Genomic DNA, 21056 nt, shown 5'->3' on the forward strand with positions numbered 1-21056 from the left:
AAAAAAGTATAATTTATATTTCATAATTCAAAATCCATTTATATCTTTATGATATCAAAATAATATCATTTTAAAATCTACAATTATGGAAAAAGTTTTAAAACCAATGTCAGGTTATCTTGCTTTGGTAATTTGTTTAGTCTTATTTATTGCATCTGTATTTCTATTTATTACAGGAGCGGGTAGTGAAAATATTGCAAACATTGTGTTGGCTGGAGTCTGTTTTGTTGCATTTTTCTTCTTTATTAAAGGTTTGATGATCATTCAGCCAAACCACTCAAGAGTGTTAAATTTCTTCGGAAAATATGTGGGATCTGTAAAAGACAACGGATTGTTTTTCATTAATCCTTTATATTCTTCACAGAAAATCTCTCTTCGTTCAGAAAACTTACAGGGACAGACTTTGAAAGTAAATGATAAAATGGGGAATCCAATCGAGATCGCAGTAGTAATGGTTTGGCAGGTAGGAGATACTTACAAAGCAGCTTTTGATGTTGAGCGTTATTCAGACTTCGTGAAAATGCAGAGTGAAGCAGCGGTTCGTCATTTGGCGATGAGTTTTCCTTATGATAATTTAGAAGATGATCACGCGCCGATTACTTTAAGAGAAGGTGGTGACAAGATCAATTCTATCTTAGAGCAGGAATTAACAGACCGACTTTCAAAGGCAGGAATTATTATTCAGGAAGCCAGAATTTCACATTTAGCATATGCCTCTGAGATTGCTGGGGCAATGCTTCAAAGACAACAAGCAACAGCAATTGTAGCAGCAAGAACTAAGATTGTAGAAGGTGCAGTTGGAATGGTTGAGTTAGCCTTAAAAAAGCTTTCCGAAGGGAACATCGTTGAATTAGATGATGAAAGAAAAGCAGCAATGGTAAGTAATTTAATGGTTGTTCTTTGCGGCGAAAAAGCAGCACAGCCCATCGTAAATGCCGGAACTTTGTATAATTAAATTTCTTACAATCTTTGCTGAGTGAAACGCCTTTGCGAACTTAAAAACATCAAGTTTATCAAAAAAAACTTTGCGCCCTTTGCGTTTAAAAAAGCATCAGAAAACAAAAGAAAATGAAATCAGAAAAAGCTCAAAATTCTACCGAAAACAAAAGCAAAAAATCTTTCGTCATAAGGATAGATGAGTCTACGTACAAACTTCTGGAAAAATGGGCAGGTGATGAATTCAGGAGTGTAAACGGACAGATTGAGTATTTGCTACATCAAAAACTGATGGAATCGGGAAGAAAGAAAAAAGAATAAAATAATCACCTTCAACAAAAAGAAAAGCAGAGAAATAGTTCTCTGCTTTTTTATATTCAAATATATCAATTAATTAATCAAATATCCCAGTAAAGTAACCGCTGATAATGCTCCAGAAATTTTTCCCAAGAAAATAGATAAGCGTAGAAGTAATGATTCCTTTTACGGTAAAGAAGATAATTCCGCCAATCCCAAATTTTTTAAGCAATTGCTTCCATTTGGAGTTTTTCTTTTCTTCAACCGGCTCGTTTACCGTTTTATTATTTTCCATTTCTGAAATTCAAATGATTACCCTACAAAGATAAGCATGTTTATAATTAGTCCAAATAAAAAGTTGCTAAAAAATTAAAATTTTGGGATTCGCATAATATTTTTATCTTTAGAGGAAACGAAAAGTAATATTTATGTCTAAAAAAGTCAAAGATTTCGGGATCGAAAAAACACTCAAAAATCTAGGTATTAAAGATGAAAATAAAGGAACTTCCATAGGTGGAAAATACTTTGCTTCAGGCAAAACGATTGAAAGTTATTCTCCTGCTGATGGAAGATTGATTGGTAAAATAAAAACTTCCGGAGAGAGCGATTATGATAAAGTAATAGAATCTGCTCAAAAGGCATTTTTGGAATTCAGAATGATTCCGGCTCCAAGAAGAGGAGAATTAGTAAGACAATTAGGATTAAAACTAAGAGAATATAAAGATGATCTGGGTAAACTTGTTTCTTATGAAATGGGTAAATCTTTGCAGGAAGGTTTAGGAGAAGTTCAGGAAATGATCGATATCTGCGACTTTGCAGTTGGCTTATCAAGACAGCTTCACGGATACACAATGCACTCTGAAAGACCTGGCCACAGAATGTACGAGCAATATCATCCGCTTGGAATTGTAAGTATCATCACAGCTTTCAACTTTCCGGTAGCAGTTTGGGCTTGGAACACAGCTTTATCTTGGATCTGCGGTAACGTTACGATCTGGAAACCATCAGAAAAAACACCTTTCTGTGCGATAGCTTGTCAGAACATTATGGCTGAAGTTCTTAAAGAGAATAATATTTCAGAAGGAGTTTCAAGCTTATTGGTTTCTGACCACGAGATCGGACAAAAATTAGTGGAAGACAAAAGGGTTTCTCTGGTTTCTTTCACAGGTTCTACCAGAGTCGGAAGAATGGTTTCTACTAAAGTGGCAGAAAGATTCGGGAAATCTATCCTTGAATTAGGCGGAAATAACGCTATCATTATCTCTAAAGATGCAGATATCGACATGTCGATCATCGGAGCTGTTTTTGGAGCTGTAGGAACGGCTGGACAAAGATGTACAAGTACAAGAAGATTGATCATTCACGAAGATGTGTATGAAGAAATTAAGAAAAGATTGGTTAAAGCTTACGGTCAGTTGAAAATTGGAAATCCATTGGATGAAAATAATCATGTTGGACCGCTTATCGATGTTGATGCAGTAAATCAGTACGAAGAATCAATCAAAAAGTGTAAAAAAGAAGGTGGAAAATTCATCGTTGAAGGTGGAGTATTAGAAGGAAAAGATTACGAATCAGGTTGCTATGTAAAACCATGTATCGCTGAAGTAAAAAATTCTTTCGAAATCGTTCAACACGAAACTTTTGCTCCAATTTTATATTTAATTAAATACAAAACTTTGGACGAGGCAATCGCTATTCAGAATGATGTTCCTCAAGGTTTATCTTCTGCGATCATGACTCAAAACTTGAGAGAAGCAGAATTATTCCTTTCTCAGGCAGGTTCAGACTGTGGAATTGCCAACGTAAACATCGGAACTTCCGGTGCTGAAATCGGTGGTGCTTTCGGTGGTGAAAAAGAAACAGGAGGCGGCAGAGAGTCCGGTTCTGATGTTTGGAAATACTACATGAGAAGACAAACCAATACTATAAATTACACAGCGGAACTTCCTTTAGCACAGGGAATTAAGTTCGATTTATAAAGTTTTAATTTAAGTTAAAACAATTAAAAAATTTAAGAGATTTAGACATTAAGAAATTACCAGTCACTAATTTCTAAATCTCTGAATTCCTTAATCACTAAATTTTAAAAAATATGGAACACACATTAGATATACAGGCAAATAAAGTAAAAGAAACAGTAGGAAAGCACGTTTTGGCAGACGGTTTTGATTTCGTGATGGATATCGAAAGATCTCACGGATCATGGCTGTATGACAAGCTTTCAGACAGAGAATATTTAGATATGTTTTCGATGTTTGCATCGGCTTCTATCGGTTACAATCACCCTTATCTTCTTGAAAGATCGGCTTGGTTAGGGAAAATGGCTGTAAACAAACCTACTTTGGCAGACGTTTATTCTGAGGAGTATGCACACTTTTTAGAAGTTTTCGAAAGAGTGGTAATTCCTGAAGAATTGCAGTATGCTTTCTTTATTGAAGGCGGAACTTTAGGCGTAGAAAATGCAATGAAAGCATGTTTCGACTGGAAAACCCGCAAGAATTTTGAAAAAGGACTTCAAACCGAAGCAGGAATTTGTATCCATTTCAAGCAGGCGTTTCACGGAAGAAGCGGTTATACATTGAGTTTAACTAATACTTCTGACCCAAGAAAATATCAATATTTCCCAATGTTTGAGTGGCCAAGAATCTTGAATCCAAAACTAAGTTTCCCAATTACTGAGGAAAATTTAGAAGAAACGATCAAGAATGAAAGATTGGCTTTATTAAATATTGAAGAAGCAATTTTAATGCATCCTGATAAAGTAGCGTGTATCATTATTGAACCGATTCAGGCTGAAGGTGGTGACAATCATTTCAGAGATGAGTTTTTATTAGGTTTAAGAAAAATCTGTGATCAAAACGAAATCCTATTGATTTACGATGAAGTTCAGACAGGTATCGCGATTACAGGAAAAATGTGGGCCTTCCAACATTTCACTGCAAAGCCGGATATTATTTCTTTTGGTAAAAAAGCACAGGTTTGTGGAGTTTTGGCGAATAAAGAAAAATTTGATCAGGTTCCGAATAACGTTTTCAGAGAAAGTTCAAGAATTAACTCCACTTTTGGAGGGAACTTTATCGACATGCTTCGTTTCCAATTGGTGATGGAAGTTATCGAGCAGGAAAACCTTGTCGAAAATGCGAGAATTGTTGGTGATTATTTATTAGACGGATTGAAAAATCTGGCTCAAAAATATCCTGAAAAAATTTCAAATGCAAGAGGAAGAGGTCTAATGTGTGCGATAGATTTGCCAACGTCGGAAGAAAGAAATCATTTAATTAATGAACTTTTTAATGATGGTTTGATCATCTTATCGTGTGGAGGTCAGTCAGTTCGATTCAGACCGCACCTAAATGTGACAAAGGAAGAAATTCAATTAGCTTTAGATAAAATAGAAAATAATATTAAGAAAATTTAAAACTGAATATTTGTAATTTTAAAAAAAACATTGTACATTTAGATACTCAAACGATATAGAACATGGAAAGAAGTACGAGAGTATCCGTTTTTGAAAGTGATAAACCTTCAGAAATACAGTTAATCAAATCTAAATTGGATGATGCACAAATTACAAATGCAGTTGAAAACAGTTATCTGACTTTTACAACAACGCCAACAGCAACATCGTTAAAAGTTATGGTAGATTTGGAAGAAGAAAGCAAAGCATTTGAAATTATAGATGCTTACCTTCAACAAAGTGAAAACCAATAAAAAAACAATTTCATAATTTTAAATTTTACTACTTCGAACCGAAAATTAACTAATATTAATTTTCGGTTTTTTTTATCCCTTTTTCATCAACAATAAAGAAGTATTGGCTATTCACAATCTATAATTAATTGCAAACTTTGCTGAGTAAAACGCCTTTGCGAACTTAAAAACAGTTAGTAGTCAGAAAAAACTTTGCGATCTTTGCGTTTAAAGAAAACATTAGATCAATTTCCAAAATAGTTTCTATAAACTCTTATTTAAACAAAATTTAATCATTTTATTTAATTAAATTATCTGATATTCAGGGATTAAATAATTATTTTCACAAAAATGTATGTTTAGCATTTAACTTCTGCTCTCAAAAACAATCAATAGATGTAGTTTTCATGAGCTTTTCAGCCTAAGATCAGGAGATAAACTAGACTTTTAAAATATTTCAATTTTCAATACTAAAATAAACATGACGCAAGAAATTAAACTAAGGAAAGCAGAAATTGAAGACAGAGATCTAATCTGGGAAATTATCCAACAGGCAATTGAAAGAAGAAGAATAGACGGAAGCACACAATGGCAGAACGGATATCCCAATCTCGATACCATAGAAAGTGACATTGCAAAAAACTTCGGATATGTTTTAACAGTAGACGGAGAAATTGCCGTTTATGTAGCACTTATTTTTAATGATGAACCAGCTTACAGCACGATCGAAGGCGCTTGGCTGAGTGACGGAGAATTTGTCGTTGTTCACAGAGTAGCTGTTCATGAAAAGTTTGCCGGACAAGGATTGGCTAAAAAACTTTTCGATCATATTGAAATTTTCACCAAAGAAAATGGAGTGCAAAGCGTAAAAGTAGACACGAATTATGATAATATTGCCATGTTAAAAATCCTTGAAAAACAAGGGTATTCTTATTGTGGAGAGGTTTTTCTTTCAGGTGGAATGAGGAAGGCTTTTGAGAAGATTATCATTTAAGCCAAAAGTTAAATCATCTTTATTGAATTTTTAAAAGATACTTCATTTATAAACTCTATTGAGTTTGTTCGTTTAGTTCTGAACTAATTATCTACTTTTGCTTCAAATTATATACAATGCATAAGAGTATAGAAATTGACGAAAAAATTTTTCAGGATGCTGTGAAATTCTATGGCACCGTTTTCAATTTACCACCGTTAGCTTCAAAAATTTACGCCTATCTTCTTTTCGATTATGAAAAGATGGGGATTACATTTGATGAGTTTGTTGAAGTGCTTTCTGCAAGTAAAAGCTCTGTTTCTACGAGTATTTCTTTACTGCTGAGCTCACAACTTATTGTAGATCACAATAAAATGGATGAACGAAAAAGATATTTTTTTATCAATGATGAGTACAAAAAAATAAGATTTGAAAAAATAGTTCAAAAAATGAAGGACGAATTAAAATTACTGGATGACTTAGACAAGTTTAAAAAAGTTAAAGATGATGGTTACGACGAAAAAATTGAAGCTTATAAAGCTCTTTTAGATAAAAACATAATAAATATTCAAGAATCTCTTAATAAACTATAAAATGAATAATAAGCTAGTTATACTTTCTATTGCGGCATTTTCACTCACTGCCTGCAAAAAAGAAGCTCCAAAACAGGATGGCGCAAAACCATATCCTGTAGTGAATGTGGAGGTAAAAAATATCGTAGGTTATCAGACATTTCCGGCTACCATTCAGGGTAGGGTGAATAATGATGTACGTGCGAAAATACAGGGATATATCACTCAGGTTTTGGTGGATGAAGGACAATATGTTACAAAAGGACAGCCTTTGTTCCGCCTTGAAACCAATATCTTAACAGAAAACGCTGCTGCTGCAAAAGCAGGAATCGGCGCGGCTGAATCAACAATCGCAGCTTCACAGGCAGGTGTAAACGCAGCTCAGGTTGAAGTAAATAAATTAAAGCCTTTGGTTGCTAAAAATATCATCAGTGATGTTCAACTGCAGACTGCACAGGCTAATTTAGCTCAGGCAAAAGCTCAGTTGCAACAATCAATGGCAGCAAAACAACAAGCTTCTGCAAATTATAAAGGAGTAGCTGCAAACATCGAATATTCTATCATTCGTGCGCCTATTTCAGGAGTTATCGGGAAGCTTCCTCTAAAAGTAGGGAGTTTAGTTGGTCCGACAGATCAGACCGCTTTAACAACAATTTCAGATACATCAGAATTATTCGCTTATTTCTCAATGAATGAAAAAGAATATTTTGATTTCTTAGAAAAATCTCCGGGAGCTACATTGCCGGAAAAGATCAAAAATCTTCCAATGGTAGAATTACAGCTAGCAAATGGAAGTATTTATTCTGAAAAAGGTAGAATTGAAGCGATTACAGGCCAAATTGATGCTACAACAGGAACGATTCAGTTTAGAGTTGCTTTCTCAAATCCTCAGAAATTATTGAGTAATGGGAATAGTGGATCTATCAGACTTCCAAAAGCTTACGACAATGTATTGGTAGTTCCGGAAAGCGCAACTTACGAACAACAAGGTATCGTTTACGTTTACAAAGTTGATAAAGGAGACACAGCGAGAAATGTTGTGATTAATGTGATCGACAGAATCGAAAATATGGCTTTAATAAAATCTGGCGTAAATAAAGGCGAAACTATTATTGCTGCAGGAATCGGAGGTCTAAAACCTGGAACTGCCGTGAAGCCAAAACCAGTAAAAATGGATAGCCTTGTTCAATCTATAAAACCGAAATTCTAAAATGATTAAAAATTTTATAAACCGACCGGTTTTATCCACTGTAATCTCAATTTTGATTGTGATTCTCGGTGTTTTGGGATTAATTTCCCTGCCAGTCACACAGTATCCCGATATTGCACCTCCCACAGTAAGCGTTTCAGCGAACTACACCGGAGCCAATGCGGAAACTGTTATGAAAAGTGTTGTAGTACCTTTGGAAGAGCAGATCAATGGGGTGGAAGGAATGGACTATATTACTTCTTCTGCTGGAAATGATGGTTCAGCGCAAATTCAGGTATTTTTTAAACAAGGAATTGACCCGGATATTGCTGCGGTAAACGTGCAAAACCGTGTTACAAGAGCTACGCCGTTGCTTCCAAGTGAAGTTACGCGTTCCGGGGTTGTAACGCAGAAACAGCAGACGAGTGCCTTGATGTATATGTCTTTCTATTCTGAAAATAAAGATTTAGATGATGTATATCTTCAAAACTTCCTGAACATCAACGTTATTCCAAATTTAAAAAGGATTAATGGAGTAGGTGATGCCAACGTTTTTGGGGGTAAAAACTACTCAATGAGAGTTTGGTTGGATCCTGCAAAAATGGCGGCTTACGGATTAACTCCAGATGATGTTACAACAGCGATCAACGAGCAGAGTAGAGAAGCTGCGGCTGGTTCTATCGGACAAAACAGTGGTAGTTCTTTCGAATATATCATTAAATATGTCGGAAAATTCAACGAAAAAGATCAGTACGATAATATCATCATTAAAGCGCTTCCTGACGGACAGAATTTGATGTTGAAAGATGTTGCTAAAGTTGAATTGGCAGGACAATCTTACACAGGAATCGGGGAAAACGGAAACAATCCATCGATCAGTATGGGTATCTTCCAGACACCGGGTTCTAATGCTCAGGAGATCATTAAAAATATTAAAACTTACCTAAAATCGGCAGAAGGAAGCTTCCCTGAAGGGGTAAAATATACATTTAACTTTGATACCAACGAATTCTTGGATGCATCAATCGAAAAGGTTGTTCATACCTTAATTGAAGCGTTTATCTTGGTATTTATCGTGGTTTATATTTTCTTACAGGATTTCAGATCTACGTTGATTCCGGCGATTGCGGTTCCGGTATCTATTGTAGGAGCGTTTTTCTTCCTGAATTTATTTGGATATTCATTAAACCTTTTAACGCTATTCGCATTAGTTCTTGCGATCGGTATTGTGGTGGATGACGCGATCGTAGTCGTCGAGGCCGTTCACGCCAAGATGGAGCACGGTATTTCCGATGCTAAAAAGGCAACCGTTGAAGCGATGGACGAAATTACAGGAGCTATTATTTCAATTACATTGGTAATGGCAGCGGTATTCGTTCCGGTAACATTTATTACAGGTCCAACGGGAGTTTTCTACCAACAGTTTGGTATTACGCTGATTATTGCGATCATTATTTCTGCAGTTAATGCATTAACATTGAGTCCGGTTTTATGTTCATTATTCTTAAAACCTCACGATGCACACCATTCAGAATATAAGAATTTAAACTTTTTACAGAAGTTTTTCTATAAATTTAATATTGCTTTCAAAACGACAACAGATCGTTACGGAAGAGGATTTGTGTTCTTATTAAGACATAAATGGGTTACCCTGATCATCTTTGCAGTTACAGGAGGTATTTTATTCTGGGCAAGTTCTACGATGAAAAAAGGTTTCGTACCAACAGAAGACAGAGGGATTATCTTTACTGATGTTCAGCTTCCTCCGGGGGCTTCAATGGAAAGAACGTACAATGCTTTGAAGACACTTCAAGCAAATGCAATGAAGGTTCCGGGAGTACAAAACGTTACGATTTCTACAGGTAGAGGTTTCTTATCAGGAAACGGTAGTAATAACGGTCTTGCTTTCATCAAGTTGAAACCATTTGACGAAAGGAAAAAAGACAATCAGACTTCTGAAGATATTACTAAAAAATTATTCGGTATTTCAGGAAAAGTTCCGGATGCAAAAGTAGTATTCTTCCAACCGCCAAGTGTACCAGGTTTTGGTAACAGTGCCGGTTTTGAAATGGTATTGCTGGATAAATCAGGTGGAGATTATTCCGCTCTTGATGATAAAACAAACGAATTTATCGGAAAATTAATGCAAAGACCTGAGATTGAATTTGCTCAGTCATCATTTAACACAAAATATCCTCAGTATCAAATGGACATTAATGTTCCTTTGGCTAAGCAGGTTGGTGTTTCTGTAAGTACAATTTTAAGTACAATGCAGGGATATATCGGAGGGGTTTACACCGCTGACTTTACGAAATACGGAAAACAGTTCAGAGTAATGGTTCAGGCACTTCCTGAAAACAGACAAAACATCAATAACTTAAATGAATTGTATGTAAGAACGTCTTCCGGAGTAATGTCGCCGATCTCTCAGTTTGTAACGCTGAAAAAAGCATACGGTCCACAATCGGTAAGTAGATATAACTTGTTTACTTCCGTGAAAATTACGGGAGCTAACTCCGCAGGATTCAGTTCCGGGGATGCAATTACGGCAGTTCAGGATGTAGCTAAGGAAACTTTAAATCAAAACTATGATGTAGAATTTACGGGGCTAACAAGAGAAGAATTAAATTCAGGATCTCAGACATTGTTGATCTTTGGATTAAGTTTAATTTTCGTTTACTTCATTCTTTCTGCTCAGTATGAAAGTTATATTCTTCCGTTGGTTGTGGTAATTTCTCTTCCTCTCGGGGTAATGGGAGCTTATTTTGGTCAAAAAATTATGGGCTTGGAAAACAATATTTATTTCCAGATCGCCTTGATTATGTTGGTCGGATTACTCGCGAAAAATGCCATCTTGATCATCGAATTTGCTGTTCAGAGAAGGCATCACGGTGAAACCATTGTAATGTCTGCCATCAATGCTGCAAAAGCGAGATTAAGACCAATCTTGATGACCTCATTTGCCTTTATCTTCGGTCTATTACCATTGGTTTTAGCAAGCGGAATTGGAGCAGTTGGTAACAGATCTATTGCAACAGGTGCCGCGATTGGATTATTAATAGGTACAATTTTAGGACTTTTCGTAATTCCTGTTTTGTATGTGATTTTCCAAACGTTACAAGAAAAAGTGAAGCCAATTAAAAGAGAAGAAATCAATTTAGCAGAATAATTTAATTAGAGAAGTTAGAGGTTAGATTTTAGAAATTAGTTTTTAAATCTAGCTTCTAACCTCTAGTTTCTAACTTCTAATTACAAAAAATGAAGAGTTTATTAAACATCATAAAAGGAATAACTTTTTCAGTCGCAATTCTTGCAGCCGTTTCATCTTGTATGGCGAGAAAAGAATATGAAAGACCGAAAAGTGTTGTAGACGAAAAGCTTTTCCGTACAGATATGCTTCCTACAGACAGTACCAATATCGCGAATGTTTCCTGGAAAGAAATTTTTACCGATCCGATACTTCAAGGACATATCTCTAAAGCTTTAGAAAATAATTTAGATATAAGAATTGCCTTACAGAGCATTACTTCTGCGGAGGCTTATTTAAAGCAAAGTAAAGCAGCTTACGAACCGACAATAAGTGTTGGTCCGGGATATTCTTTCCAGACTCAGTCTTTGAATACCCAAACGGGGCAGTTGTTCGGAGACAGAAGATACATCAACCAAATTGACATTACAGCAAGTGTTGGCTGGGAAGCTGATATTTGGGGTAAATTAAAATCTCAGGAGAAAGCTCAGTTAGCCACATATCTAGGAACTGTTGCAGCTCATAAAGCCGTAAAAAGCGACTTGGTAGCGTCTGTTGCTTCTGCGTATTATCAGTTGTTGACGTATGATTCTCAGAAAAAGATTATTACGGAAACGATTGCCGTTCGTCAGAAAAATTTAGAAACAACCAAAGCTTTAAAAATATCGGGAACTGTAACTGAAGTTGCCGTTCAGCAAAGTGAAGCACTTGTTTTCAATGCACAGTCTTTATTGATTGATATTGATACTCAGATCCAATTATTGGAGAATACAATGAGCTTATTAATGGGAGAACCTTCTCACACGATCGAAAGATCAACGTTGGAAACACAGAATATTCCAATCGATTTAAAATTAGGATATCCTGCTCAGTTATTGGCAAACCGCCCGGATGTGATGAGAGCAGAATACAACTTGATGAATGCATTTGAATTGACTAATTCAGCAAAAGCTCAGTTTTATCCTACATTGAAAATTACAGGAAGCGGAGGAATTCAGTCTTTGGATATTGATCATTTATTCAGTGTGAATTCATTGTTTGCAAGTGTCGTTGGAGGTTTAGTTCAACCTATTTTAAATAAAAGAACGATCAGAACCAACTATGAAGTAAGCTTAGCTAATAAAGAAACAGCGTATTTGAACTTCAGAAAAACGGTTCTTACAGCCGGAAAAGAAGTTTCTGATGCGATAAGAGTTTTCTCTGTTCAGGATTCTTTCATTGCTTTAAAGGAAAAAGAATTGGGAGCTTACAAAAAATCTGTAGATTATTCTCAGGAATTGGTGAACTACGGTATGGCAAACTATCTTGAAGTATTGAATGCCAGCGTAAATTCATTAAACGCAGAATTGAATATCTCAAACGCAGAATACAGTAAAATGAAAGCCGGAATAGACCTTTATCAGGCTCTGGGAGGCGGATGGCAGTAGTCATTTAATCATAAAAAGTAAAAACGCATGTTAATTAATTTTAGCATGCGTTTTTTGTTTCAACTAAAATTTAAACATCTAATTTTTAATTACTTAAATTATTATTGACTTCATTTATTTGCATATATGTAGTTAACTACGTAGTTTTGTACGTAAATTAAATACAATGTTAGAAATCAGTCCTGTAAACAATACACATTCAAAATCTATCATAGATTTGGTTCTGAATATTCAGCAAAAGGAATTTAATGTTCCAATCACAATAGATGATCAGCCGGATCTTATGCAGATAGAGGATTTTTATTTTGCCAATGGGGGAAGCTTCTGGGGAGCTTTTATCGAAGGTGAGTTGGTCGGAACAATAGCTTTACTGAAGTTTGATGATAAAGCTGCTGCGATCAGAAAGATGTTTGTGAAAAAAGAATTCAGAGGAAAGGAGCATACTATTGCCCAAAAACTATTAGAAATCCTGATTTCATACTGTCGCGAAAACGGAATAGATGAAGTATATTTAGGAACCGTATCGATATTAAAAGCTGCATTGCGTTTTTACGAACGAAATCATTTTACGATCATCGATAAGGAATTACTTCCTGCCAAATTCCCTGTGATGAATGCCGATAATGTATTTTGTTTTCTTGATTTAAAATCTAACTTATGAATGTTATCAATGAATCCGGCACTCTTGCCTTATCAACGAGATTGCAACGTCTTAGTGAGCAATTGCGTAAAGATGGAGCTTTAGTGTATAAAGAATTTGGAATCGATTTTGAGCCTAAATGGTTTCCGGTAATCTTTACATTACATCATAAAAAAATACTCAGCGTCGTTGAAATTGCTAATGTAATAGGGTACACCCATCCATCAACCATCAGTCTTTTGAAAGAGCTTGAGAAACAGAAAATGATCATATCTAAAAAAGATAAATCGGATGAACGTAAACGCTTAATCGAATTGGCTCCAAAAGGCCTTGAATTAATAGAAAAAATGAAGCCTGTTTGGGAAATAATCTCAAAAGTTTTAGGAGAAATATCAGATAATGAGAATCATTTATTGAAAGCGATTAATGAAGCAGAAGAAAAAATTGCTGCTCAGTCGTTTTTGCAAAGAGTTTTGCAATTGAAAAATGTTAAGTAAACAGCACTGATAAATTGACAGTTAAATAATTTTCTTTTGCCATTTCATTCAAAGAAGCTTTCGAAAAAATGATTATTACATAGCTAATATGGCAACTTATTAAATAAAATTTAATAAAGTATTTGTATATGTGGTTTAAATACTTACTTTTGTACCGCTTCGAAAAGAACGAGGGGAATTAGCTCATCTGGCTAGAGCGTTAGACTGGCAGTCTAAAGGTGACGGGTTCGATCCCCGTATTCTCCACAGATTTGATTATTTCATAAACTTATAAAAACTATGAAGAAACTTTTTTTACTCTTATTAACGGCTTTTATATTTATCGGATGTAGCTCTGATGATGATACTATTTACGATTTTATCGGAACATGGTCGGGAACGTATGAAGGAAGTGACAAAGGTGATTTTAATTTCGTTGTCGCTAGTGACGGGAAAGTAACGGGAACCATGCATTCTACTGTAAAAGACGAAAATTATGTGATTACAGGAAATGTAACTGACACAGGAGATCTAACAGGAGTAATAGGTACACCTTCAGACGGTGATTTTCATGGGACTTTAACAAGAGAGGATAAAAAAGGTACCGGAGGCTGGACAAATTCAGTTCCTACACCTGCAAGAGCCGGAACTTGGACTGGTGCGAAAAACAAGCAGTAAAATAATATTACAATATACAAAAGACTATCCGTTTGGGTAGTCTTTTTTGTTTAAAACTCTCGAATTGGCTTAATTATTAAACAAACCCCATATTAAGAATTTCCTCATTCTTTTTTAAAACAATAAAATAAAGAATTAAATCATCATCAGAAAAGTGTTTGGTAAAAGATATTTTTTCTTTTTCTTCAACTAATATTTTTTCTTCGAAATGTTCCGTTAAATAATTTCCAAAATCAATTTTTAAACTAATTAAAACAGCTTCATTCGCTGAAAATGTATTGTTTAAATATAATTTTTCGTTTAATAAATCTAAGGAAACAGAATTTTCACCATCAAAATTATTTTTATTTCCGAATTGAAATTTACGGAGAAGAAGCTTTCCTTTTTCTGTTATAATTCCTCTTTCGACGGTTCTTTTTCCTCTTTCTGAAACTTCGTCTAAATCTTTGATTTCTGTCATTAGTTTTGCAAACTTTTGATAGAGTAGAGGCTCATCCGCTTGTTTTATATATTGATCTAAAGCTTGTCTGATAATTTTTCCAACTTTAGAACAATGGCCGAATTCAGAGCTGTTTTGTCGAACTTTTTCATAGGCAGGACTTTTCTTAAAAGCCGTTTTATTGAACCCGCTTTTTTTCCGAACGACATTTTTGCCATTCAAAGTATAAAAAACGAGGTCGCCAACTGCGCCATTAATTTTAATTAAACTTTCATATGTCGCCATAATTCATTGATAAGCAATAATAACACTAATATTTTCACAAGTATCACAAAAGAGATTCGTGTAATTTGTGAAAACATTTGTGCCTTTTGTGTTTAGGTCTCAAATATAATGATTAATAATTAAATATAAAATTTTAACATATATTTAGTATATAGTTCTAGTATAGTTTAATTATAATTTAAATATAAAATGTATATTTGTAAATAATTAGTTACAATGTTAAAAATCAGATGAATATGAAAATGGGAATATTTGAAAATAACTTTAGAATAAAGCAGTTATCTGTTTTGCTGATTACATCCTCACTTATTGTTTCTTGTGGAAGCTCAAAAAGTGTTGCAACTAAAAAAAATACAAATAAAACTATTGTTAAATCTGAAAATCTCAGAAAGCTGGACTCAAAATTCGACGGAAAAGTTCCAAAAACTATCAACAGCGTTCTAAAAGATGCTGAAAAATACATCGGAACACCTTATAAATTTGGCGGAAATACTTCTTCAGGTTTCGATTGTTCCGGATTTACCGTAAAAGTGTTTGAGGAAAATGATTTCAGTCTTCCACGCAGATCAACCGATCAGGCGGAAGCAGGTAAAAAAATCGATATCACGGAAGTAAAACCCGGCGATCTTTTGTTCTTCGCAACAGCTGGCGGAAGTAGGGTTTCTCATGTAGGAATTGTTCACGATATCAATACAGATGGTGAAGTGAAATTTATTCATGCTTCAACATCAAAAGGCGTTATTATTTCGTCATTAAACGAAAAATACTGGAACAAAGCCTATCTCCATGCGCAAAGGGTTTTGTAATTCAGACTTAGTTATCATTGGAAAAGACTTTCATAAATAAATTTAACATAGTCTTTGTCATTCCGCAGGAATCTCAACTGTGTAATTATAAAACGATGTATAGATTCCTGCGGAATGACAAACTGCATGGAAAGTTTATACATAATAAAACAATAAATGAATCTCAATTACAATAAAATAGATTTTTCACTCCACTTCGTTCTGTTCAAAATGACAAAGATTTCCCTTGCTTTATAAAAATTTTGCACTTAATCAAATCTTGCAATAAAAAGGTTTTCCTGAACTTTTTTGTATCTTTGGGCTCGTATAATTATTCAAATTAATTTAAACTAGAAATATGTCGTTACAACAAACAATTGAAAACATTTGGGATAATAGAGATTTACTACAAAATGAAGATAGCAAAAAGGCAATAAGAGAGGTTGTTTCTTTATTAGATTCTGGAGAGCTTCGTGTTGCTGAACCTACAGAAAACGGATGGCAGGTAAATGAATGGGTAAAAAAAGCTGTTGTAATGTATTTCCCGATTCAAACAATGGAGACTATCGAGGTAGGTCCGTTTGAATTTCATGACAAAATTCCTTTGAAGAGAAATTATGCTGCAAAAGGAGTGAGAGTTGTACCTCATGCGATTGCGAGAGAGGGTTCTTTCATTGCTTCAGGAGTGATTTTGATGCCTTCTTATGTAAATATTGGGGCTTATGTAGACTCAGGAACAATGGTTGATACTTGGGCTACGGTAGGAAGCTGTGCACAGATCGGTAAAAACGTTCACTTAAGTGGTGGTGTAGGTATCGGTGGTGTTCTAGAGCCTCTTCAGGCTGCTCCGGTTATTATTGAAGATGATTGTTTTATCGGATCAAGATGCATCGTTGTAGAAGGTGTTCACGTAGAAAAAGAAGCAGTTTTAGGCGCAAATGTTGTTCTTACTGCATCTACTAAAATTATCGATGTAACAGGTCCTGAACCTATTGAAATTAAGGGAAGAGTTCCTGCTCGTTCAGTAGTGATTCCTGGAAGTTATACAAGACAATATCCGGCTGGAGAATATCAGGTTCCTTGTGCTTTGATCATTGGTCAGAGAAAAGAATCTACAGACAAGAAAACATCTCTTAATGACGCATTGAGAGAAAATAATGTAGCGGTTTAAGATTAATTCTTTACACTAATACCACCCAATTTTGAAAGAAAAATTTCTTAAAATATTGCTAAACCCTAAATATATATTTGGGGTTTATCTTATTATATCGGTTGTTACTGCGATTTCCAAATATTTCAGAGGAGATTATGCGATCAATAATTATCTGATCTTTAAAAATGTATTTTTTAATACCATTCATCAGAAAAACTTATTTATCCATTATCCTGATCTTTATTTTGATTTAAATCATTACGGAATATTTTTCAGTGCATTAATTGCTCCATTTGCCATGATGCCCGATTGGCTGGGAATTTCTCTTTGGAATTTGGCTAATACTTTCATTTTCGTTTATGCGATTTATAAATTACCTTTTTCAGATTCTAAAAAGGCAATTTTCGCATTACTTTGTTTGCAGGAATATATAACGGCAGCGTTAAGTTTACAGTTTAATGTGGCTTTAACAGGGCTTTTATTATTATCTGCAACCTATATTTATGAAAGAAAAGAGGTAAAATCTGTAACAGCAATTTTAATCGGAATTTTCGTTAAAATCTATGGAATTGTTGGTCTTAGTCAATTTTTCTTTATTAAAAATAAGATTAAATTTATTCTTTCAGGATTGGCAATTGCAGTATTATTTTTTGCGCTTCCGATGGCGTATTCCAGTCCGCAGTTTGTGATTCAAAGTTATGCAGATTGGTTCCATTCAATTGTTGAAAAAAACAGTGAGAATCAGGTATTAGGAAATATGCAGGACATTTCATTGATGGGCTTTTTCAGAAGAATTTTAGGAGACGCTTCTATTTCTAATCTGATGTTTTTAGCCGTGGGATTACCCTTATTTGCAGCACCATATATCAGAATTAAACAATATAAAAATTATGCTTTTCAATTGATGATCTTGGCTTCAACATTACTGTTTTTGGTATTGTTCAGTTCAAGCTCTGAGTCTCCAACGTATATTATTGCCGTAACCGGTGTAATGCTTTGGTTTTTCCTTCAAAAAGAAAGAACGCCTTTTACCATAGGATTATTAGTTTTTGTTATTATTTTCACATGTTTTTCAAGTTCAGATTTATTCCCGAAAAGTGTGAAAAATGATTATATCATCAAATATTCTTTAAAAGCAGTACCTTGCATTGTAGTTTGGTTGAGGGTTGTATATGAACTTTTAACTAAAGATTTTGAGAAAAATTACAGCCTGAATTAAGATAAATATGAAAAAAATTTCCATCGTAATTCCCGCCTACAACGAAGAAGGAAACGTTGCCATGATCCATCAGAAAATCAAAGAAGTTTTCGAAGGATTGCGCCATTATGATTTTGAAATTATATTTGTAAATGACGGCAGCAGAGACAATACACAACAAAAATTAGAAGAACTTTCCCAACAGTTTGATGAAGTAAAATTCATCGAATTTTCAAGAAATTTTGGACACCAACCTGCCGTAAAAGCAGGAATGGACAATGCCCACGGAAACGCTGTCATCTCAATGGACGGCGATCTCCAACATCCACCGGAACTCATTCCTGAAATGATCAAAAAATGGGAAGAAGGCAACGATATTGTTTTCACGATCAGAACGTATCCAAAGGAAATTTCTTTTTTTAAGAGAAAAACTTCTGACTTTTTCTATAAAATATTATCAAGCCTCTCCGACGTTAATCTTACAAAAGGTGGCGGTTCAGATTTTAGATTAATGGACGCAAATGCCGTAGAAGTGATGAGAGGTCTGAATGAAGATGATCTGTTTTTAAGAGGATTAACCAGCTGGATGGGTTTCAAACAAACCGGAATCGAATTCACAGCGTGCGAAAGATTATCAGGAGAAAGCAGTTATAATCTAAAGAAAATGATCACTTTTGCTTTTACGGGAATCACTGCTTTTAGTGTAAAGCCGTTGTCAATCGCGGCTTACCTTGGATTTATATTCTCTGCATTTTCAGTCGTTGGATATGGATTGTATGTCTTATATGCTTTCGTTGCTAAAACAGAAATCTCAGGTTGGGCATCTCTAATTATGACCATTGTTTTCTTTGGTGGATTACAGTTGATTATAATGGGAATTATCGGAATTTATTTAGGTAAAATCTTTAAAGAAGTGAAGCAAAGACCTAATTATATCATAAAAAATAAAAATTTTCAATAATGGTTTTATTAAGTTTTGACATTGAAGAATTTGATATGCCATTTGAATACAAAGGTGAAATATCCTTTGAAAAGCAAATCTCTATCTCACAAAACGGATTAGAAAGAATACTTGATATTCTTAAAAAGTATAACGCAAAAGCTACCTTTTTTTCAACCGTAATTTTCGCGGAAAATAGTAAGCACCTTATTGAAAGATTGCTAAGGGAAGGTCACGAATTGGCTTCTCACACATGGTTTCATTCTGAATTTGAAGAAAAACATTTAAAAGAATCCAGAGAAAAATTAGAAAAATTATTTTCTACGAAAGTAACAGGATTAAGAATGCCCAGAATGATGCCTGTCGATGAAAAAGAGGTTGAAAAAGCTGGATATTCCTACAATTCATCTATCAATCCAACTTATCTTCCGGGAAGATACAACAACCTAAAAGTTTCAAGAACGTATTTTAAGGAAGGAAATGTAACGCAGATTCCGGCTTCGGTTTCGCCTAATTTTAGAATACCTTTATTTTGGTTGAGCTTTCATAACTTCCCGTTATCATTTTATAAAAAACTAGCTTCAGATACCTTAAAAAAAGATAATTATCTGAATGTGTATTTCCATCCCTGGGAATTTGCAGAAATCAAAGATGAAGCGTTTAAACTCCCTAGTTTTACGGTAAAAAATTCAGGAAAAGATATGGTAGAAAGATTTGATGAATTTGTTTCTTGGTTAAAAAGTAAAAATTATTCATTCGGAACATTTCAGGAATTTCAAAAACAAATAGAATCATGAAAATCGCTTTCGATGCCAAACGTTTCTTTCACAATACCTCAGGTTTAGGGAATTATTCCAGAGATCTAGTAAGAATTCTTGTAAAATATTTCCCTGAAAACGAATATATTTTACTCAATAAAAACAAATCTGAAAGAGGTTCTGATATTCTTGAAAATGCTAATGTTCAGTTTGTTGAAACTTCAAAAGGAACAGTGTCTCGCCAATTCAAAATGGGAAAAGATGCACAGAAGCAAAATGCAGATATTTTTCATGGTTTGTCGGGTGAATTACCTTTACAATGGGATAAAAAGCCAATTAAAAAAGTGGTTACAATTCACGATTTGATCTTTGTTCGTTATCCTCAATATTACTCTTTTTTTGATCGAAAAATTCATTTATGGAAGTTCAAAAAAGCAGCTCAAACTGCCGATAAAATCATTGCCATTTCTGAGCAGACGAAAAGAGATATTATTCAGTATTTAAAAGTTCCTGAAAGTAAAATTGAAGTTATTTATCAAGGTTGCCATCATGCTTTTAAAGAAAATCAATCAGAAGAATTTATTCAGGAAACGAAAGAAAAATTCAATCTTCCGGAAAGATTTATTCTCAATGTTGGAACGATTGAAGAGCGTAAAAACTTATTGAATGTTGTAAAAGCAATTGACAAAACAGAAATTCCATTGGTTGTTGTCGGAAAAAAGACAAAATATTTCAGCAAGACAGAGGAGTACATCAGGAAAAACAAAATGGAGAAACAAATCCATTTTCTTGAAGGTGTTTCTATGGATGAACTTGCAGTAATCTATAAACTAGCCGATATTTTTGTCTATCCAAGTTTCTTTGAAGGCTTTGGAATTCCTGTCATAGAAGCACTTTTTTCAAAAACGGTAACGATTACAAGCAATACAAGTTGTCTTCCGGAAGCGGGTGGTCCGGACTCTGTTTACATCGATCCTAAAAATCATTTAGATATTCAATCAAAAATAAAATTTTTATGGGATAATGAATCAGAGAGAAAACGTCGTGCTGATAAGGGTTTTGAGTTTGTTCAAAAGTTTAATGACGAGCCGATTGCCCATGAATTAATGACTTTTTATCAAAAAATTCTGTAGAAAAACCTTTGAAGTTTAAAAATAAGTTCTACATTTGTACCACAAAATTTCAACAATGAAACCCAATTTTTTAACACTACATCATTATTATCATCATCTCTGTTAGACGGAATTGATTGATATAAACATGTGTTAAAATCAAAAATATTTAAAACCGTCTGAGTAATAGACGGTTTTTTTGTTTCTAAATTTTCGCGAGAATTTCTTTTCAATAATCAGTTTTTATTTGCTCAGACTCAA

General features: G+C 34.3%; 21 protein-coding genes and 1 tRNA gene. 20 read left to right on the forward strand and 2 right to left on the reverse strand.

Annotated elements, in window-relative coordinates:
• Positions 1-85: 85 nt before the first annotated feature.
• Complete coding sequence (locus SB689_RS01900) at positions 86-955, forward strand: SPFH domain-containing protein (protein WP_410690428.1); 870 nt, start codon at positions 86-88, stop codon at positions 953-955.
• 113 nt (positions 956-1068) lie between these two features.
• On the forward strand, positions 1069-1257 hold the full coding sequence (locus tag SB689_RS01905) for an Arc family DNA binding domain-containing protein (RefSeq protein ID WP_410690430.1): 189 nt from the start codon (positions 1069-1071) through the stop codon (positions 1255-1257).
• 73 nt (positions 1258-1330) lie between these two features.
• On the opposite strand, the gene SB689_RS01910 is transcribed toward SB689_RS01905, so the two are convergent.
• Positions 1331-1528, reverse strand: coding sequence for a hypothetical protein (locus tag SB689_RS01910; protein WP_066758556.1), 198 nt, complete (start codon positions 1526-1528; stop codon positions 1331-1333).
• A gap of 133 nt (positions 1529-1661) precedes the next feature.
• On the opposite strand from SB689_RS01910, the gene SB689_RS01915 reads away from it, so the two are divergent.
• The 12 genes from SB689_RS01915 (at position 1662) to SB689_RS01970 (ending at position 14125) form a co-directional block, all read left to right on the forward strand.
• On the forward strand, positions 1662-3212 hold the full coding sequence (locus SB689_RS01915) for an aldehyde dehydrogenase family protein (RefSeq protein WP_066758555.1): 1551 nt from the start codon (positions 1662-1664) through the stop codon (positions 3210-3212).
• A gap of 113 nt (positions 3213-3325) precedes the next feature.
• Positions 3326-4651: an L-lysine 6-transaminase gene (gene lat / locus SB689_RS01920; protein WP_410690432.1), complete on the forward strand. Its 1326-nt coding sequence runs from the start codon at positions 3326-3328 to the stop codon at positions 4649-4651.
• A 62-nt stretch (positions 4652-4713) separates the two neighbouring features.
• Positions 4714-4944, forward strand: coding sequence for a DUF2007 domain-containing protein (locus SB689_RS01925; RefSeq protein ID WP_410690434.1), 231 nt, complete (start codon positions 4714-4716; stop codon positions 4942-4944).
• A 460-nt stretch (positions 4945-5404) separates the two neighbouring features.
• Positions 5405-5917 carry a GNAT family N-acetyltransferase gene (locus SB689_RS01930; RefSeq protein ID WP_410690436.1) on the forward strand — a complete coding sequence of 171 codons (513 nt, stop codon included), beginning with the start codon at positions 5405-5407 and terminating at the stop codon, positions 5915-5917.
• 116 nt (positions 5918-6033) lie between these two features.
• Positions 6034-6489: a transcriptional regulator gene (locus tag SB689_RS01935; protein ID WP_066758545.1), complete on the forward strand. Its 456-nt coding sequence runs from the start codon at positions 6034-6036 to the stop codon at positions 6487-6489.
• Between the two features lies 1 nt (position 6490).
• Entirely contained in the window at positions 6491-7678 is a 1188-nt protein-coding gene (locus SB689_RS01940; RefSeq protein WP_066758544.1) for an efflux RND transporter periplasmic adaptor subunit, read from the forward strand.
• Between the two features lies 1 nt (position 7679).
• Entirely contained in the window at positions 7680-10826 is a 3147-nt protein-coding gene (locus tag SB689_RS01945) for an efflux RND transporter permease subunit (protein ID WP_410690437.1), read from the forward strand.
• Positions 10827-10915: 89 nt separating this feature from the next.
• Entirely contained in the window at positions 10916-12331 is a 1416-nt protein-coding gene (locus SB689_RS01950; RefSeq protein WP_410690438.1) for a TolC family protein, read from the forward strand.
• A gap of 166 nt (positions 12332-12497) precedes the next feature.
• Positions 12498-12992 carry a GNAT family N-acetyltransferase gene (locus SB689_RS01955; protein WP_410690439.1) on the forward strand — a complete coding sequence of 165 codons (495 nt, stop codon included), beginning with the start codon at positions 12498-12500 and terminating at the stop codon, positions 12990-12992.
• Positions 12989-13468, forward strand: a complete 480-nt coding sequence (locus tag SB689_RS01960) for a MarR family winged helix-turn-helix transcriptional regulator (RefSeq protein WP_410690440.1) — start codon at positions 12989-12991, stop codon at positions 13466-13468. Before SB689_RS01955 ends, SB689_RS01960 begins: the two co-directional genes overlap by 4 nt.
• A 172-nt stretch (positions 13469-13640) precedes the next feature.
• Positions 13641-13714 (forward strand) — tRNA-Ala (locus SB689_RS01965).
• A gap of 33 nt (positions 13715-13747) precedes the next feature.
• Positions 13748-14125 (forward strand): hypothetical protein, encoded by a 378-nt coding sequence (locus SB689_RS01970; protein ID WP_410690441.1) that lies wholly within the window; start codon positions 13748-13750, stop codon positions 14123-14125.
• A gap of 76 nt (positions 14126-14201) precedes the next feature.
• Here SB689_RS01970 and SB689_RS01975 read toward each other — a convergent pair whose 3' ends face one another.
• Positions 14202-14849, reverse strand: a complete 648-nt coding sequence (locus SB689_RS01975; protein WP_410690442.1) for a hypothetical protein — start codon at positions 14847-14849, stop codon at positions 14202-14204.
• A 236-nt stretch (positions 14850-15085) separates the two neighbouring features.
• Between SB689_RS01975 and SB689_RS01980 the strand changes: the two genes are divergently transcribed.
• The 6 genes from SB689_RS01980 (at position 15086) to SB689_RS02005 (ending at position 20816) form a co-directional block, all read left to right on the forward strand.
• Complete coding sequence (locus SB689_RS01980; RefSeq protein WP_410690444.1) at positions 15086-15655, forward strand: C40 family peptidase; 570 nt, start codon at positions 15086-15088, stop codon at positions 15653-15655.
• 337 nt (positions 15656-15992) lie between these two features.
• Entirely contained in the window at positions 15993-16805 is an 813-nt protein-coding gene (locus SB689_RS01985) for a 2,3,4,5-tetrahydropyridine-2,6-dicarboxylate N-succinyltransferase (RefSeq protein WP_066758522.1), read from the forward strand.
• Between the two features lie 31 nt (positions 16806-16836).
• A complete protein-coding gene (locus SB689_RS01990) occupies positions 16837-18006 on the forward strand; it encodes a glycosyltransferase family 87 protein (RefSeq protein ID WP_410690445.1) in 1170 nt (389 codons plus the stop codon).
• Positions 18007-18013: 7 nt separating this feature from the next.
• The gene (locus tag SB689_RS01995) at positions 18014-18946 is read left to right on the forward strand and encodes a glycosyltransferase family 2 protein (RefSeq protein WP_410690446.1); all 933 of its coding nucleotides are present in this window, start codon (positions 18014-18016) and stop codon (positions 18944-18946) included.
• The gene (locus tag SB689_RS02000) at positions 18946-19722 is read left to right on the forward strand and encodes a polysaccharide deacetylase family protein (RefSeq protein WP_410690447.1); all 777 of its coding nucleotides are present in this window, start codon (positions 18946-18948) and stop codon (positions 19720-19722) included. The genes SB689_RS01995 and SB689_RS02000 overlap by 1 nt, the downstream gene beginning before the upstream one ends.
• Positions 19719-20816, forward strand: a complete 1098-nt coding sequence (locus SB689_RS02005; RefSeq protein WP_410690448.1) for a glycosyltransferase family 4 protein — start codon at positions 19719-19721, stop codon at positions 20814-20816. The genes SB689_RS02000 and SB689_RS02005 overlap by 4 nt, the downstream gene beginning before the upstream one ends.
• The last annotated feature ends 240 nt before the right edge of the window (positions 20817-21056 follow it).

The organism is Chryseobacterium sp. SIMBA_038 (assembly GCF_046535115.1).
GTDB lineage: Bacteria > Bacteroidota > Bacteroidia > Flavobacteriales > Weeksellaceae > Chryseobacterium.